This window comes from Mycolicibacterium diernhoferi (genome assembly GCF_019456655.1).
GTDB classification, from domain to species: Bacteria; Actinomycetota; Actinomycetes; order Mycobacteriales; family Mycobacteriaceae; genus Mycobacterium; species Mycobacterium diernhoferi.
Window position 1 is genome coordinate 547,851 of sequence record NZ_CP080332.1, and the last position, 14,471, is coordinate 562,321.

Below are 14,471 nucleotides of genomic sequence, written 5' to 3' on the forward strand. Positions count from 1 at the left end.
CTATTCGAGGACGAACACCGGGATCAGTCGGTCGGTCTTGGTCTGGTACTCGGCATACGGGGGATAGGCCTCGACGGCGAGCTTCCACCAGTGCTCACGTTCGGCGCCCTCGAGCTCGCGCGCGGTCAGCTCGGCGATCTTGTCGCCGTCCTGCACGGTGATCTGCGGGTGTGCCTTCACGTTGTGGTACCAGGACGGGTGCTTCGGGTCGCCACCCTTGGAGGCGACCATCGCGTACTTGCCGGCCTCCTCGACCTTCATCAACGGCACATAGCGCTTCTTGCCGGTCTTGGCGCCGGTCGTGGTGAACAGCACGATCGGCCGGTCCAGGATCTCAACGCCGTCCGTGGTGCCGTTCTCGATGATGCGTTCGGTCTGCTCGCGTACCCAGTCGGTGGGGCTCAGTTCGGGTTGATTCGACATGGGTGCGGTAACACCGCGGCCCCCGCCGTTATTCCCTGTGAGACCCTCGGGTGATGACAACGCACGCGGATGTCTTCATTTCTGCCACCGAGCTCGCCCGGCGCCTGGATGCCGGCGAGCCCACGACCATCCTGGACGTGCGATGGCAGCTCGGCGCCCCCGATGGGCGTGCCGCCTACGCCGACGCGCATCTGCCCGGCGCGGTGTACGTGTCGTTGGACGATGAGCTCAGCGATCACGGCGTCGCAGGTCGGGGCAGGCATCCACTGCCGTCCGGGGCGCAGCTGCAGGAGGCGGCGCGGCGCTGGGGGGTGCGGCGCGGCACACCGGTGGTGGTCTACGACGACTGGAACCGCGCCGGATCGGCCCGCGCCTGGTGGGTGTTGCGGGCGGCCGGGGTGGCCGATGTGCACATTCTCGACGGCGGACTGGCCGCTTGGCGCGCCGCCGGCGGAGCACTGGAGGCCGGCGCGGTGACCCCGGTACCCGGGGACATCGTCGTCGAGCATGACGATCTCTATGCGGGCGCGATGCCGACCCTGAGCGCCGACGAGGCCGCCGGGCATCCGAACCTGCTCGACGCGCGCGCCCCGGAACGATTCCGCGGCGAGGTCGAACCGGTCGATCCGGTGGCGGGCCACATTCCCGGGGCGCACAACCTGCCCAGCACTGCGGTGCTGACCGCCGACGGCACCGTGCTGTCGCCGGACGAGCTGGCCGCGCTGGGCTGGTCGTTCGGCGGGTCGGACCAGGTCGGGGTGTACTGCGGATCGGGCGTCACCGCCGCGGTACTGGTGGCGGCGCTGGCGGCCGCCGGCGTGGACGCGGCGCTGTTCCCGGGGTCGTGGTCCCAGTGGGGGGCCGAGACCGACCGCCCGGTGGCGACCGGCGACTAGTGCGCGATCATCTTGACGGCCACCACGGCCGCCCCGGCCCCGGCCAGTAGCGCGACCGCCAGCAGCCGCTGCCACCACACCAGCCCCGTCTTGCGAACCGCGGCGAACGTGATCAGCGCCATCTCGGCGACCAGGAACCACATCGCGCTCCACACCGCGGTGGTGGTGTCCAGCAGGCCGACCGCCGAGGCGATCAGGATGAGCACCGGCACCGCGGCGGCCTGCAGGATCTGACCCGACGAGGCCAGCATGTGCGCGGCGTCGCGGCCGCGGGGCGCGCGTCCCTCGACGCTGAGTCGGGCGATGAATTCGGCCAGCAGGGCGGCGGCCCACAAGCCACCCGCGGCCACCGCCACATCGAGCACCCGCACCCACGCGCTGGTGTCGTCGGTGGTGTACCGGGCCAGCGCGGCCAGCGTGGCCAGACACGAGATCGCCCCGTACATCCGCTCCCGCAGCGTGGCGACGACATGCTCGACGGGTTCGGCCTCCGGCACGCGCGTCACGCCAGCCTCGCCAGCAGGAATGCGCCGATCTCCCGGATCGAGGTGTCCATGATGGCGCGGTCTCCCTGGGTGTTGAAGGCATGATCGGTCGGATAGCCGGTGTGGATGACGTCGACCCCGGCTGCGCGCAGGCGCTCGGCGATCTCGATCATCTCCGGTCCCAGCGTGTCGAGATCCCCGGTCTGGATCAGGGTGGGTGGCATCTTCATGGGTAGATCGGCGTCGTGATAGGGCGAGGCGATCGGGTCGTCGTGGCTGGCCGGATCCACGAAATAGAGTTTGGCAGAGAGCTTTTGCAGCCGCGGGGAGATCGCGGCGTTGCTCTTGGGGGAGGTGCGGTCGGCGCGGGTGCAGTCCGCGACGGCATAGGAGAGCACGGCGGCACGCAGCGCGATGTCGGCGTCGTGGGAGTGCTGCGCCAGATTCATGCTGAGCTTGGCGCCGGCGCTGGCTCCACCCACGCTGACCCGGTCGGCATCCCAGCCCTGCTGGTCGGCGTTGTCCAACGCCCACTGCAGTACGTCGATGCACTCCTGTTCTGCCACAGGGAAAGTCACCTGCGGGGCGGCGTGGTAATCGATCGCCAGCACCACACAGCCGACGTCGGAGGCCAGGAACCGGCAGATGTGTGCGTCCTCGTGGGTATTGCGCAGCACGAACCCGCCGCCATGGATGTCGATGTGCAGCGGCGGCCGCCGGTCCGATGTTCCGCTCAACGGTGAGGACGGATGCGGTCGGTACACGAAGCACCGGACCGGCCCGTGCCGGGTCGGCACCCGGACGACGCCGGGCGGGTCGAGTGAGTAGGCCGGCTTCGGGATGGCGGGTGGCCGGAAGACCAACGGAGCGACCTGCTGGGCCGCGTAGGCCAACGCGTACTCCAGCGGCGCGATACGGGGGTTCGCCATGGTCACACGGTAGACGACGGCCGCCATCACCCCAGGTGGAACGCATTAAAGACCTGATGAACGAACCATTAGACCACTTTCGTTAACAACATGTCACAGATCACAAATATTGGTCTATAGGTCTTGTTTTTAGTCCTTCAGCTGCCCTACGCTCCCCACAATCGTAGAAAGGTGGATCTCCATGGCGGTTGACACAAGTGCCGTGACCGGGACCGGGGACGGTGCCGGCGAAGGCAAGCCGACGTTGAAGCGGGGAGCCATCGGGCTCGCCGGCGTCGTGTTCATGGTGGTGGCGTTCTCCGCGCCGATCACGGCGATGACCGGCAACCTGCCGGTCGCGGTGGGCTTTGGCAACGGGCTCGGTGCCCCCGCCGGCTTCCTCATCGCCACCATCGTGCTGACCATCTTCAGCGTCGGATTCGTCGCGCTGGCCCGGCATATCACCGCCGCGGGTGCCTTCTACACGTTCGTTTCGCGCGGTTGGTCGAAGATCCCCGGTCTTGCCGCCGGGGTGATGTCGATGGTCACCTATATGACGATGGAAGCCGCGCTGATCGGCATCTTCTCGGCGTTCACCGATCAAGCGATGACCTCGCAGTTCGGTATCGACCTGCCGTGGGAGGTCTATGCGCTCGGCTGCCTGCTGGTGATCGCGCTGCTGTCGCACTTCGACATCTCGGTGGCGGCCAAAGTGCTGGGCGTTGTGCTGGTTGCCGAGATCGTCATTCTCACCCTGATCGCGGTCGCCTCGCTCATCGCCAGCCCGGACGGCATGAGCTTCACCTCGCTGAATCCGATGACGGCACTGTCCACCAATGGTGTGGCCGGCGGTGTGATCGGCCTGGGTCTGCTGATGGCGTTCTGGTCCTGGGTCGGGTTCGAGTCGACGGCGATCTACGGTGAGGAGTCCAAGGACCCCAAGCGGATCGTGCCGAAGGCGACGTTCATCGCCGTGATCGGCATCGGCGTGTTCTACACGTTCATCTCCTGGGGCGTCATCGTCGGCAACGGCCCGGACAAGGCGGTCGAGCTGGCCTCCGGCGCAGACCCGTTCCAGCTGCTGTACAGCCCCGCTCAGGCGTACCTGGGCCCGTGGGCGGTCACCATCTTCGAGTGGCTGGTTCTGGGTGGTTCGTTCGCCTGTGCGCTGGCCATCCACAACTCCGCGGCCCGCTACCTGTTCGCCTTCGGCCGTGACCGGCTGCTCTGGCACCGTCTCGGTAGTGCACATCCCCAGCACGCCTCCCCTTGGGTGGCATCGCTGACCCAGAGTGGCGTAGCCGCAATCCTTCTCATCGTCTGCTCGGTGACCAAGAGCGACCCGTACGCCGAGCTGTTCGTCCTGGTCGCCATCCTGGCGACGCTGTGCCTGCTGACCGTGCAGATCATGTCGTCGATCTCGACCATCGTGTACTTCCACGTCAAGAAGCAGCATCCGGAGACCGCGAGCTGGTGGCGCACCCTGCTGGCCCCCGTCGTCGGTGGGCTGGGCATGCTCTTGGTGATCTATCTGATGGCATCGAATATGGAGGCCGCGGCGGGCACCGCCTCGGAGAGTCTCTTCTTCAAGATGATCCCGTGGATCGTGCTGACGCTGCTGTTCGGCTCGATGGCCGTCGCGCTGATCCTGCGCAAGGTGGACCCGGTGCGCTATGCGCGGATCGGCAGCACCGTGTTCGACGATCGTCCCGAAGACGTGCTGGCGGCGGACCGAGCATGACCGATTGGTCCGGTGTCAAGGTGCTGGTCACCGGGGGCAGCCAGGGGATCGGTCTGGGCATCGCCGAGGGATTCCTGTCCGCGGGTGCGGCGGTCGCGATCAGCGGCCGCCGGCCCGCCACCCTGGCCGCGGCCGCCGAGAAACTCGGCGGCCCCGGCCGGCGGGTGGCGACGATCGTCGCCGACGTCGCCGACCCGGCCTCGTGTGCGCGGATGGCCGCCGAGGCGCAGCAGCAGCTCGGCGGACTGGACGTGTTGTGCGCCAACGCCGGTATCTATCCGGAGCGCGACATCGACGAGCTCACCGCGGCCGACGTCGCCGACATCATGGCCACCAACGTCGGCGGCACCATCTTCAGCGTGCAGGCCTGCCGACCCGCGCTGAAGGCGTCCGGGCGCGGGCGGGTGGTGGTGACGTCCTCGATCACCGGACCGGTCACCGGATTCCCGGGCCTGAGCCACTACGCTGCGAGCAAGGCGGCTCAGCTGGGCTTCGTGCGCAGTGCGGCACTGGAACTGGCCGCCGATCGCATCACCGTGAACGCCATCGGGCCGGGCAGTATCCGGACCGAGGGACTGGACGGTCTCGGCGCGGACACGATGGCGAAGATGCTGGCCTGTATCCCGCAGCGCCGCTTGGGGTCACCGGCCGACATCGCCGCGGCGGCCCAGTTCTTCGCCAGTGCGGAGGCGGCGTTCATCACCGGTCAGTTCCTGGTGGTGGACGGTGGTCAGACCCTGCCCGAACTGCCCGACGCGCCGTGAAGCGGTGGCCCACTCAGCGCTTCAACCAGGCTTCGACGGTGTGCCTGGTGTCGTTGATGTGGGCCTCCATCCGCGCGGCCGCCAGTTCCGGCTCCCGGCTCTCGATGGCCTCCAGGATGGACTCGTGGTAGTCGTTGGCGTTGGGCTCCAGCCGTCCGAAGATCGCGCCGACCGGCAGCCACATCCGGCGCCGCGCGTCGGCCACGGCGTCGAGCAACCGGTCGTTCTGGGCAGCCTGGGCGATGCCCATGTGGAAGGCCGTGTCCAGCGTCTGGAAATCCGTGGTGTGTTGGGCGGACTGCTCTTTCAGCGCGGTGTGCAGCGCCTCGTCCATGCCGGACAACAGCTTGTGCAGGGCAGCGACGTCGGTGGTGCGGCGCCGCTCGGCGGCCAGCCGGGTCGCGCCGGTCTCCACGATGGCCCGGTAGTCGAAGGCGTCGCGGATGGCCCGTTTGTTCTGGCGCATCTCGCGGCGCATCGCGGCGGCGTCGTAAACCGGTGCCTGGACGGTGAATCCGCCGCCACGGCCACGCCGGACCGCGATCAGGCCGTCACGCTCCAGTACCGCGACGGCGGTGCGCACGGTGGTCCGGGAGACATCGAGCATCTCGGAGAGCTCACGCTCGGTCGGCAGCCGGTCTCCGGGGCGGAACTGACCCAGCTCCAGCGCGCGGCGCATCTGGTCGACGACCAGCTCGTGCGCGGGGATTTGCCGGACCGGGCTCAGCCCACCGGAATTGGCAGCCACCATCGCGCTCTCCCTTCACTTTGCTCGAAGGGTAGCGCACCTGGCCGCAAAATCGGGTATGTCCGGGCCATTGAACCATATGGGTCCACCATCCCCGCGGGGCACGCCCCTCCTAAAAGAACTAAAGACTTGACCAATAGTTGTTTATGAAAGAGACTTGAGCCACAACACGACGGACCGTGCTCATGAAAGGGGTATTGCGGTGGGAGACAAGGTCATTGTTACTGGAGGGGCTGGCGTAATCGGTCAGGCGATCTGCCGCCGGCTGCTGCAGAGTGGCTACGTCCCGATCGCCGCGGACCTCAAGGAAGCGGTCGACGCGCTGGACCTCACGGCGCCCGGACTCGAGGGCACACTCGCGGTCGAGATGGACGTGACCGACGGTGAGAACGTGCGCACGGTGGTGCCCTCGCTGGTTGCCGAGGGGGAGACGCTGTTCGGTGTGGTCAACTGCGCCGGCATCCTGCGGGACTCGTTTCTCGGTGAGCTCGACGAGTCGAAGCTGGAGCTGATGTTCCAGGTCAACATCGCGGGCATGGCCCGGGTGACCGACGCCGCCGCGCCGCTGCTCGCCGAGGGCAGCGCCATCGTCAATGTCGGCAGCCTGACCGGGCACTTCGGCCGGTTCCGCGGCGCATCGGTCTACGGCGCCACCAAGGCCGGCATCGCCGCCTACACCCGCTACGTCGCCGAGGAACTCGCCCCGCGCGGTATCCGGGTGAACAACGTGGCCCCCGGCGTCATCCGGGCACCGATGAGCCCGTCCATGGCGCGGGTGTCCGGCGGTGAGGAGATCAGCGCGAGCTACGCGATGCTCAAGCGGATCGGTGAGCCCGAAGAGGTCGCCGAGGCTGTCGAGTTCCTGCTGTCGCCGCGTGCCTCGTTCATCACCGCGCAGACGCTGCTCGTCGACGGCGGCGTGGTGGCCTGGTGAGCACCGAAGTGGGGCTGCCGTACAGCCCGGAACTGACCGTCGACGAGGCCAATGCGGAAGCGTTCGCCCGCCTCGACGGGGCGGACCCGTGGGTCGTCGACGTGCGCCCGGCCCGCGAGGTGTTGCCCGGGTACCGCGACAACCTGGTGCTGACCTCCGGCGCGCCGATGGCGTGGGCCGATTACACCGGCGGGCAGCGGGAAGCGTTGATCGGCGGCGCCCTGTTCGAGGGCCTGGCCCGCGACCGTGCGGACGCCATCGACGGCTTCGCCACCGGACGCATCGAGATCGGCGCCTGCCACGACTACTCCGCGGTCGGCTCGCTGGCCGGCATCTACACCGCGTCGATGCCGGTGTTCGTGGTGGAGAACCGGGCGCACGGCAACGTCGGCTTCTGCAACTTCTACGAGGGCAAGGAACCCCGCCGGCTCAACTACGGCTGTTACGACGAGGGTGTGCACGAGCGTTTGCTGCACGTGAACTCGGTGCTGGCCCCGGTGGTCGGGGAGGCGTTGCGACGCCGCGGTGGTGTCGCCCTGAAGCCGTTGATCGCCCGCGCGCTGCGGATGGGCGACGAGGTGCACAGCCGCAACGCGGCGGCATCGATCCTGTTCAACCGGGAGATCCTGCCCGCCGTGCTGGACATGGTGGACGATAAGGTTCCCGGGGTACGCGAGACGATGTTGCACCTTGCCGAGAACGACTACTTCTTCCTCCGCCTCTCGATGGCGGCGGCCAAAGCGTCGGCGGATGCGATGGTGGTGCCCGGTTCCACCCTGGTCTCGGCGATGGCGTTCTCCTGCCGCGGCTTCGCGATCAAACTGGCCGGCCTCGGCGATACCTGGTTCGAAGGTCCACCGCCGATCCACGAGGGCAAGCTGTTCGCCGGGCATACCGAGGACGAGATCACCTGGATGGGTGGCGAGTCGCCGATCACCGAGACCATCGGGCTCGGCGGGTTCGCCCAGGCGTGCGCGCTGTCGCTGCAGGAGTACCAGGGCGGCTCACCCGAGGTGATGATCGAGCGCAACCGCGAGATGTACGCCGTCACCCACGGCGAGAACAGCACCTACCGGATCCCGCTGTTCGGCTTCCGCGGCACGCCCACCGGCATCGACGCCCGCAAGGTGTTGGAGACCGGGGTGCTGCCGGTGATGGACGTCGGCTTGGCCGGCCGCGACGGCGGCCAGATCGGCGCCGGTGTCATCCGCGCGCCGCGGGAGTGCTTCGCCGACGCGCTCGCCGAATTCGACCGCAGGTTCCCCGGCCGATGACCGCCGCCCACCCACCGTCACTGCCGCTGACCTTCAGCGGTGGCCAGGCCGTGGTGACCGGGGCCGCCGCGGGCATCGGCGCCGCCATCGCGGGCGTCCTGATGGCGGCGGGCGTGCCGACGGTCCGTCTCGACATCCGGCTCCCGGAACCGGATCCGCGCCACGGCCCCGACGTGCAGCGCTGCGTGGCCGCCGATGTCACCGACGCAGATCTGGCCGGCACCCTGGCTGCCCAGGGTGTCGACCTGGACACGGTGGCCTACCTGGTCAACTGTGCGGGCATCATCGAGAACACCGGATTCGGCAACGTGGCCCAGCAGTCCTGGTTGCGCTGCCTGCAGGTCAACCTGGTCGGCGCCTACAACGTGCTCGACGCGCTCACCCCGGCACTGCGCCGGTCGTCCCCGGCCGCCGTCGTGAACATCACCTCGATCGAGGCGCACCGCGTGATCGCGCTGTCCAACCCGGACCCGAACCCGCAGTACGCGGCGTCCAAGGCGGGCCTGCACATGCTCACCCAGAGCGCGGCCCGAGCCCTGGCCGCCGACGGGATCCGGGTCAACAGTGTGTCGCCGGGCTTCGTGGCGACCGCCATGGCCGCCGCGCACGGCAGCACCGATCAGCTGCCGCCCGCGTTGGCGCCCCGGGTGCCGGCGGGCCGGTTCGCCGACCCCGCCGACATCGCCCACGCGGTCGCATTCCTGCTCAGCGACCAGGCGGCCTACGTCACCGGGGCCGACCTGCGCGTCGACGGAGGGTTCCAACTGACATGACACCCGTGGTCGTCGCACACGAACCCTCATTGGGCCGGCCGGCCCGGGTCGGGTCCTGGGAGGAGCTGGCCAAGGGCACCTTCGCCACCGCCACCGAACGCCTGGGCCGCGGCGAACGGGAGGCCGCGGCGCAACTGGTCGAGATCGCCATCGCCGAAGCCGACGAACTGCGCGACATCTACGAACGCTGGCCGGAGGCCACTGCGGACTGGATCCGCGGCCACGGCGCCGACGCCGACGAACTCGCCCGGGCCATCGATCGGTTGACCGGCCTGATCGGTGAGCAGGCGATGACCGGAATCCAGGCCGAATGGCCGAAGTTCACCGCCGCGGTGGAGGACGCCGCAGCGGCCTGCCGCGCCGGCGAGCCCGGCGCGGGCGCCGCGATCGAGACGGCACGGTCGATCTGGCAGGGCATCCACGACCGCGCCGTCGACCGGGTGTCAGGCCTCGTCGACATCGCGGTCCGGCTGGTCGGCGAGCATGCGCTCGGCGAACTGTGGGACTTCCTGATGGGCGACTGGTACGACATCCACGCACGCCGCTACGCACTGGCCAACCAGCCGTGGACGGAGTCGGCGAACCAGCTGATGATCGCCATCGTCGACGGCTTCCACGCGCACCTGACCGGCACCGGGCGGCAAGGCGACATCGAGCTGATCGAGGAGGAGACCCGGATCGGATTCCGTTTCGCCCCTTGTGGTTCCGGTGGCCGATCGCTGGACGCCCGGATCTCCGGCGGTGCTCCACGCGCGGCCGCGCCATTCAACTTCGCGGTCACCACCGAACGCCACGACTGGGCGTGGAACACCGTGGGCATCTGCTCGTACTGCGTGCACTGCTGCCAGCTCAACGAGGTCATGCCGATCGACCGGCTGGGCTACCCCACCCGGGTGATCGATGCGCCGGTCTGGGACCCCGAACGCCCGGTGAGTACGTGCACATGGTGGGTGTACCGCGATCCCGCGGATGTCCCCGACGAGGTCTATCGGCGGGTGGGCCGCGAACGCCCCGAGCCGAACCGGACCTCAGTAGCAACGACAAGGAGTGACCAGGATGGCTGAACCGATCCCCATGACACAGGTCGAGATCGCCGACTACGACCTCGGGTTGCGGGGCAAGCTGATGCGGGCCGACAAGTCGCACAAACCCGGCCTGACGTTCTGCACCATCATGTACGGGCTCTCCCTGATCGACGATGTCACCGACACCCCGTTCAGCAACGTCGGCAACGGGTACCCGGACGCGCCGCTCGCCGTCGACGAGTCCACCCGCATCCGACTGCCCTGGCGCCCGGGTGTGGATGCGGTGATCGCCGATCTGACCGGTCCGGACGGTGCGCCGCTGGAGCTCTCCCCGCGCGCCGCCGTGCAGTCCCTGGCCGCCCGTTACACCGAGCTGAATCTGGAACCGGTCCTCGGCTTCGAATACGAGCTCTGGTTGTTCCGCGACGGACCGCAGGGGCGGACCCCGCTGGGCCGCACCGAGAATGCCTACAGCCTCACCCGGAACGCCGAAATCCACGACCTCACCATGGAATTCGTCTCGCGGATGGATCAGGTCGGCATCGAGGTCGAAATGGTGCACGGCGAGCTCGGGCCCGGATTCTTCGAGTTCACCCTGGCGCCACGGCCGGCGGTGCAGGCCTGCGACGCCGCGGTGCGGGCCCGCCAGTACCTGCGCGATCTGTGCGCCGAGCGCGGACTGCACGCCAGCTTCATGGCCAAGCCCTACGCCGACAAGTCCGGCGCGGGCGGCCATGTGCACTCCAGCCTGACCCGCGACGGGGTGAATGTCTTCACCGACGGTGACCGCGCACTCAGCGCGCAGGCCGAACACTATCTCGCCGGCCTGATCGCCACCATGGCCGATGTGTCGCTGCTGTTCAACCCGTATGTCAACTCCTACAAGCGGATCGACCCGGAGATGTACACCCCGTGCACGGCGACGTGGGGCGATGACGACCGCTCGACAGCCTGCCGGTTGATCCTCGGCAACCCCGGATCCGCCCGGGTCGAACACCGCCGTCCCGGGGCCGACGCCAACCCCTACCTGGTGGCCGCCGCACTGCTGGCCGGTGGTCTGCACGGACTGCAGGAGCGGCTCACATTGCCGGCCGCCGACGCCGAACCCGCGCCGCTGCCCGGCGATCTGAGTGCGGCGCTGACGAACTTCGAGAACGCGTTGTGGCTGAACGACATGCTGGGCAAGAACTTCTGCACCTCCTACGCCGCGACCCGGCGGGCCGAACTCGAGCGTTATGAGACCTGGTTGAAGACGACCATCACAGAGTGGGAAACCGCACGGCATCTGGAGCACCAATGAGCGAAGCCCGCGAAGCTCGTATGAACACCAACACCGCTCACCTCGACCTCGCCGAGTTCGACGACCTCGTCGGCCGCGGTGAGATCGATACGGTCATCTGCGCGGCACCCGACCCCTACGGTCGCCTGGTCGGCAAGCGGCTGACCGTCCAGGCATTCCGGTCGTTGGGCCTCAACGGTGAGGGCATCAACGCCAGCAGCTTCGTGTTCGCCGTCGACCTGGAGATGAACCCGCTGGACCTGCCGGTGTCCAGCGCGGCCAACGGCTGGGCCGACATCCGGCTGGTTCCGGATCTGTCGACCATGCGTCGGGTGCCCTGGGAACCCAATGTGGCACTGGTGATCTGCGATGCGTACCAGGGCGACCGCGACGAACTGCTGCCGGTGGCACCGCGCACCATCCTGCGCCGCCAGATCGAACGCGCCCAGCAGCACGGGCTGCGGTTCCAGTTCGCCTCGGAGCTGGAGTTCTTCCTGGCCGCCACCCCGCCGCGGGAGGCCTGGGAGCGCGGCTACCAGGACCTGAAGATGATGTCGGACTACCGCTCGGACTACCAGATGATCCAAGCCGGCCGTGACGACTGGTTCATCTCCCGAATCCGCAACCAGATGCCCGATTTCGGGGTGCCCGTCGAGTCCTCCAAACCGGAGTGGGGCCTCGGGCAGCAGGAAGTCACCCTGGATTACTGCGACACCATGGAAATGGCCGACCGGCACGTGCTGTTCAAGTACGGCATCAAACAGCTCGCGACGCAGGCCGATCTGACGGTCACCTTCATGGCCAAACCCAAGATCGACGAGGTCGGCTCGTCCTGCCACCTGCACGTCAGCATGTGGTCCGACGGCAAGAGCATGTGCTGGACCGACGGCCCGGACGGGCCGATGTCCGAGCAGTTCGGCTCGTTCGTGGCAGGCCAGCTGCGCCACGCCGCCGACATGACCCTGATGTTCGCTCCGACGGTCAACTCCTACAAGCGGTTCCAGCCGGACCAGTTCGCCGGGACGGCCATCGCGCTCGGCAACGACAACCGGTCGTGTGCCTTCCGACTGGTCGGCCACGGGCCGTCCTACCGGGTGGAGAACCGGATCCCGGGGGCCGACGTGAACCCGTACTACGCCTACTCCGCCACCATCGCGGCCGGGCTGGACGGTATCGAGCAGCAGCTGCCGAGGCCGGACATCCTGGATGGCAACGCCTGGACCCGGGACGGTGTCGGACTGGTGCCCACCTCACTGCACCGTGCGCTGGATCTGTTCGCAGAGAACAAGATGGTGCGCAGCGCCTTCGGCGACGAGGTGTTCGAGCACCTGCTGGCCTCCAGTCAGGCCGAACTGCTGGCCTACGACTCGCACACCGTCACCGACTGGGAGACCCGCCGGTACTACGAGCGCGTCTGATCCCCGATACCACTCCACCACTGCTCATGAACAAGGAAGTGCCGCATGCCCATTGATCCGATCGCCCAGAAGATGCTCGACGACGCCAAGGCGTCGGGACGTCCGAACGCGCACCTCCTTCCGGTGCCCGTCGCCCGGGAGAACTTCGAGAACACCTTCGGCGCGCTGGCCAAACCGGACATCCACCGGGTCGTCGACGTCGAGATCCCCACCCGCGACGGTGTCGGCGTGCCCGGCCGGCTGTACCTGCCCGCCGAGCAGGCCGCCGACCTGCCGCTGGTGGTCTACTACCACGGCGGCGGCTGGCTGCTGGGCAGCATCGACTCGCACGACGTCGCAACCCGGTTGTTGGCCAACGCCTCCGGTGCCGCGGTGCTGTCGGTGGGTTACCGGCGCGGACCGGAGTCCCGTTTCCCCACCGCCGTCAACGATGCGGTGGACGCCCTGAACTGGGCGGTGTCGGCGGACTCGGGACTGGGCGTGGACACCGGGCGGGTCGCCGTCGCCGGGGACAGTGCGGGTGGCAACCTCGCCGCCGCGGTCGCGCTGCACGTGCGCGACTCGATTCGTCGAGGGGATGGCGGCCCGCAGCTGCGCCACCAGCTGCTCGTCTACCCGGTGACGACCACCGACCTGGCGCGCGGAATGGATCCGGCCTACGACGGGGTGATGCTGGAGCGCGACGAGCTGCAGTGGCATCAGGACAACTACCTGGCGGATCCGTCCGCCGCGGCCGATCCACTGGTCAACATGCTGGACGCCGAACTGGCCGGGCTGCCCGACGCCACGGTGATCCTCGCCGAATGCGATCCCATCCGTCCGCAGGGCGAGTTGTACGCCAAAGCGCTTGCCGCAGCGGGTGTCGCCGTCGAGACCCATGAGACCCCCGGCATGGTGCACGGCTTCTTCGGTCTGGACGAGGTGTTCCCGACCGCCGGCGGGGCGATGACCTTCGCCGGTGAGCGGCTGGCCGCTGCGCTGGCGACGGGTGCGCACCGATGAGCCTGACCGCACTCGTCACCGGGGCCGGCGGCGGCATCGGGCTGGCCACGGTCGTCCGGCTGGCCGCCGACGGGGTCGACGTCATCGCCACCGACGTGAAACCGCAGTCTCCCGAGTTGCCGGCCGGTGTGCGGTATGTGCCGTTCGATCTGCTCAAGGGTGACCCGGCGGTGCTGCTGGGCAACCTCGACGGTAGGCCACTGGACTATCTGGTCAATGCCGCCGGTCTGGCCCTGTTCGACCGGGACGGCTCGGTGCTCGACACCGACGAAGCGGTCTGGACGGCCACCCTCGGGGTCAACCTGCACGCGCTACGGCATCTGACGGTCGCCGCCGTGCCGCTGCTGCGCCAGGGCCGCGGCCGCAGCATCGTCAACGTGGCCAGTACCGCGGGGCTGCGCGGGATGGACTCCCCGCTGGACGCCTATCAGGTCAGCAAGGCCGCCGTGGTGTCGCTCTCGCAGAGTCTTGCCCTGCAGCTGGGGCCGGAGGGGATCCGCTGCAACACGGTGTGCCCGGGTGCCATCCTCACGCCGATGATCGAGCCGCTGTATCAGGAGAATCCGGACCGGCGCACCAATATGGAACAGCGCACCCCGCTGCGCAGGCTGGGACTGCCCGAGGACATCGCCAACGCCATCGCATTCCTGCTGTCCGAGCAGGCATCGTTCATCACCGCAACGGATTTGGTGGTCGATGGCGGCTGGATCGCGCAGATCAGGTAACCACTGGTGCGCCGACCCGGCACCTATTGACAACCCCGTTTAAGGTCTAAATAATGAGCCTATAGACATTAAATGT

Annotated in this window: 15 protein-coding genes; 11 read left to right on the forward strand and 4 right to left on the reverse strand. The window is 68.4% G+C overall.

Features of this window, described 5'->3' with window-relative positions:
* The gene (locus tag K0O62_RS02540) at window positions 1-423 is read right to left on the reverse strand and encodes a nitroreductase family deazaflavin-dependent oxidoreductase (protein ID WP_073855538.1); all 423 of its coding nucleotides are present in this window, start codon (window positions 421-423) and stop codon (window positions 1-3) included.
* A gap of 53 nt (window positions 424-476) precedes the next feature.
* Here K0O62_RS02540 and K0O62_RS02545 point away from each other — a divergent pair, with 53 nt between their 5' ends.
* The gene (locus K0O62_RS02545; protein ID WP_073855539.1) at window positions 477-1,319 is read left to right on the forward strand and encodes a sulfurtransferase; all 843 of its coding nucleotides are present in this window, start codon (window positions 477-479) and stop codon (window positions 1,317-1,319) included.
* On the opposite strand, the gene K0O62_RS02550 is transcribed toward K0O62_RS02545, so the two are convergent.
* Together K0O62_RS02550 and K0O62_RS02555 are read right to left on the reverse strand one after the other, a co-directional pair.
* On the reverse strand, window positions 1,316-1,825 hold the full coding sequence (locus K0O62_RS02550) for a hypothetical protein (protein ID WP_073855540.1): 510 nt from the start codon (window positions 1,823-1,825) through the stop codon (window positions 1,316-1,318). The two genes, K0O62_RS02545 and K0O62_RS02550, sit on opposite strands and share 4 nt — an antisense overlap.
* Window positions 1,822-2,733, reverse strand: a complete 912-nt coding sequence (locus K0O62_RS02555) for an alpha/beta hydrolase fold domain-containing protein (protein WP_133118240.1) — start codon at window positions 2,731-2,733, stop codon at window positions 1,822-1,824. Before K0O62_RS02555 ends, K0O62_RS02550 begins: the two co-directional genes overlap by 4 nt.
* A gap of 181 nt (window positions 2,734-2,914) precedes the next feature.
* Here K0O62_RS02555 and K0O62_RS02560 point away from each other — a divergent pair, with 181 nt between their 5' ends.
* On the forward strand, window positions 2,915-4,453 hold the full coding sequence (locus K0O62_RS02560; RefSeq protein WP_097933842.1) for an APC family permease: 1,539 nt from the start codon (window positions 2,915-2,917) through the stop codon (window positions 4,451-4,453).
* Entirely contained in the window at window positions 4,450-5,217 is a 768-nt protein-coding gene (gene fabG / locus K0O62_RS02565; protein WP_073855542.1) for a 3-oxoacyl-ACP reductase FabG, read from the forward strand. The genes K0O62_RS02560 and fabG overlap by 4 nt, the downstream gene beginning before the upstream one ends.
* A 13-nt stretch (window positions 5,218-5,230) precedes the next feature.
* Here fabG and K0O62_RS02570 read toward each other — a convergent pair whose 3' ends face one another.
* Window positions 5,231-5,968, reverse strand: a complete 738-nt coding sequence (locus K0O62_RS02570; RefSeq protein WP_073855543.1) for a FadR/GntR family transcriptional regulator — start codon at window positions 5,966-5,968, stop codon at window positions 5,231-5,233.
* A gap of 199 nt (window positions 5,969-6,167) precedes the next feature.
* Here K0O62_RS02570 and K0O62_RS02575 point away from each other — a divergent pair, with 199 nt between their 5' ends.
* The 8 genes from K0O62_RS02575 to K0O62_RS02610 are packed head-to-tail and all read left to right on the forward strand — an operon-like array spanning window position 6,168 to window position 14,395.
* Complete coding sequence (locus K0O62_RS02575; RefSeq protein ID WP_073855544.1) at window positions 6,168-6,899, forward strand: SDR family NAD(P)-dependent oxidoreductase; 732 nt, start codon at window positions 6,168-6,170, stop codon at window positions 6,897-6,899.
* On the forward strand, window positions 6,896-8,173 hold the full coding sequence (locus tag K0O62_RS02580; RefSeq protein ID WP_073855545.1) for a YlbE family protein: 1,278 nt from the start codon (window positions 6,896-6,898) through the stop codon (window positions 8,171-8,173). Before K0O62_RS02575 ends, K0O62_RS02580 begins: the two co-directional genes overlap by 4 nt.
* On the forward strand, window positions 8,170-8,946 hold the full coding sequence (locus K0O62_RS02585) for an SDR family NAD(P)-dependent oxidoreductase (RefSeq protein ID WP_073855546.1): 777 nt from the start codon (window positions 8,170-8,172) through the stop codon (window positions 8,944-8,946). The genes K0O62_RS02580 and K0O62_RS02585 overlap by 4 nt, the downstream gene beginning before the upstream one ends.
* Window positions 8,943-10,010, forward strand: a complete 1,068-nt coding sequence (locus K0O62_RS02590) for a hypothetical protein (RefSeq protein ID WP_073855547.1) — start codon at window positions 8,943-8,945, stop codon at window positions 10,008-10,010. Before K0O62_RS02585 ends, K0O62_RS02590 begins: the two co-directional genes overlap by 4 nt.
* Window positions 10,003-11,271, forward strand: coding sequence for a glutamine synthetase family protein (locus K0O62_RS02595; protein ID WP_073855548.1), 1,269 nt, complete (start codon window positions 10,003-10,005; stop codon window positions 11,269-11,271). Before K0O62_RS02590 ends, K0O62_RS02595 begins: the two co-directional genes overlap by 8 nt.
* A 20-nt stretch (window positions 11,272-11,291) precedes the next feature.
* Window positions 11,292-12,668, forward strand: a complete 1,377-nt coding sequence (locus K0O62_RS02600; protein WP_073855549.1) for a glutamine synthetase family protein — start codon at window positions 11,292-11,294, stop codon at window positions 12,666-12,668.
* 45 nt (window positions 12,669-12,713) lie between these two features.
* Window positions 12,714-13,670, forward strand: a complete 957-nt coding sequence (locus tag K0O62_RS02605) for an alpha/beta hydrolase (RefSeq protein ID WP_073855550.1) — start codon at window positions 12,714-12,716, stop codon at window positions 13,668-13,670.
* Window positions 13,667-14,395: an SDR family NAD(P)-dependent oxidoreductase gene (locus tag K0O62_RS02610; protein ID WP_073855551.1), complete on the forward strand. Its 729-nt coding sequence runs from the start codon at window positions 13,667-13,669 to the stop codon at window positions 14,393-14,395. Before K0O62_RS02605 ends, K0O62_RS02610 begins: the two co-directional genes overlap by 4 nt.
* Window positions 14,396-14,471: the final 76 nt, after the last annotated feature.